The 1,788-nt window shown below is 43.9% G+C and carries 3 protein-coding genes; all 3 read right to left on the bottom strand.

Features of this window, described 5'->3' with window-relative positions; all coding sequences use genetic code 11:
* On the bottom strand, positions 1–650 hold a 650-nt coding region (gene bgtA, locus HWX04_RS08065), incomplete at its 3' end, for a gene transfer agent endolysin BgtA (RefSeq protein WP_175869605.1).
* Between the two features lie 64 nt (positions 651–714).
* Entirely contained in the window at positions 715–1,044 is a 330-nt protein-coding gene (locus tag HWX04_RS08060; RefSeq protein WP_175869604.1) for a hypothetical protein, read from the bottom strand.
* 13 nt (positions 1,045–1,057) lie between these two features.
* Positions 1,058–1,788, bottom strand: a 731-nt coding sequence (locus tag HWX04_RS08055; RefSeq protein ID WP_439330033.1) for a phage major tropism determinant, incomplete at its 5' end; no start/stop codon positions are given.

Genomic DNA, 1,788 nt, shown 5'->3' with positions numbered 1-1,788 from the left:
TCCTTAAACCGCTTGGCGACAATCACTAGTCCTGTACACGCGGCTAAAACCATAATCCCTGCTAATGCCCATTGAATCGGTCCATTGCCGACCAAAAAACCGCCAAATCCAGAACAAGACCCGATAATCGGCGCTAACGCCTCTATCTTTAAAAGACCCGTTGCCTCCTTCGTTTCTACCCGTTGATAATTTGAAGCAATGTAAGACCCTTTTGCCCACAAACCGGCTTCCGCGGCACGACGGTTGGCTAATCCCACAAGAGGCTTACCCCCCACTTTATTCCATTTCTGTAGTTCACTTGGAACGCATTCATAATCCCCTTGATTAAGCTTCTTCAACAATGTTGACTGACAAAAGGCTTTCGTTCCTACGTTATAACAAAACGATACCAATGCCGCGAATTGACTATTCGTTAACGAAACCGTAACTGATTCCTCTACCGTCTTCTCAAATTGCTTTAAGTCTTCACGAAGAATTTCTTCTGCTTGCTCTTGTGTGATACGCATGCCTTTTTTAACAAGCGGTTGACCTGCGTTGCTGGTGTGACCATAACCAATCGTCCAGATACATGCCGTATCTCTATAAGCCTCTAAACGTAAACCTTCCCATTGTTTTATCAGCTCTAATCCCTCTTTGGATATCTTTCTCATCTCAATCCTCCATAAAAAAAGCCCCACAAACGCGGGGCTGGATAAAACTCTTTTTTTATGATCTCTATTGGCTATGCTCTTTGATCAACTGCTCGACTTCTTCAACGCTAAAGCCAAGTTGAAAAAGCGGGGCATATTCGCTTTCCTGTAATTCATACTGACAACGCTTTTCTACAAAATCTCCTTTCAGATCAGACGGCATTTCGGTTATGAGAACAACCTTATGCGTGTCATCTTCTACCCCCTCTTCTCCTTCACTGAGCTCTTTGATAAAGACCCAATAAAAACGCGTTGATAAAAGCATCTCTAGCCTTCTTACCGTTTCTGCCTTATCAAAAGAAAGCATGTTCAGATAATCTTCTTTGCTATTTAAATGCTCTGGGTATTCTATCATCTTCACATTCTCCCTAAACAAAATGACGCGGGCGGCTACAACCACGCGCAGAAACCTGTTCATTGCGTCCATTKAGYATTATGGTRGCTCGACCAAACCGTTTACTATCCGCTTCAGCATTCCAAGYGCCTCCACCTAACAAGGCTCTCATATCAAACGTATTTTGCGTACTGCTTCCTACCGGTGAAGCAAACGTTCCCGATAAATATTGCCAAACATAACCGCAACCATCCTCACAACCGATATGCGAGATCATTCGACGATTAGCTGTATCCTTATGTCCTCCTGAAGTCTTAGGAGTGGGTGCCTTCTTCCCCACAATAGTTGTCTGGTCATTACTTCCATACATCGCAGAAGCAAACGCTTCATCACTCAGTAAAGATTTTTTAACACGCGCCATATCTGTGGCATGTTCGGTATAATTACGGTTGGTTGTTATATTGGTACGATAGAGCGATTTCGTATTTTCGCCCGTGCCTGATTGAAGATAAATATCAACCCAAAGATCTGTAGAGGGGTCGTAAACCATTCCCTCGGGGGAACTATAAGGGCGGTGATTGAGACACCAAACGGAATTGGGTAAGATATCCCCTGCCCTATAACCAGACAGTGGGTGACCGGAAATCGTACCAACATCCGCACAAAGCGTATGGAAACCTCCTATCTTGCGTGAACTACTAAAGATGTAATCCCTTGGATAGGTAGAGTTTTCTGATACAACAATTTTATGAGAATCTCCCTCCC

Source organism: Bartonella gabonensis (assembly GCF_903679515.1).
Taxonomy (GTDB): Bacteria; Pseudomonadota; Alphaproteobacteria; order Rhizobiales; family Rhizobiaceae; genus Bartonella; species Bartonella gabonensis.
This window is presented reverse-complemented; position numbering and strand designations above follow the sequence as displayed.

Excerpts from the sequence above, each read along its gene's own strand:
- HWX04_RS08060 (WP_175869604.1), bottom strand. The coding sequence starts at position 1,044 with ATGATAGAATACCCAGAGCATTTAAATAGCAAAGAAGATTATCTGAAC.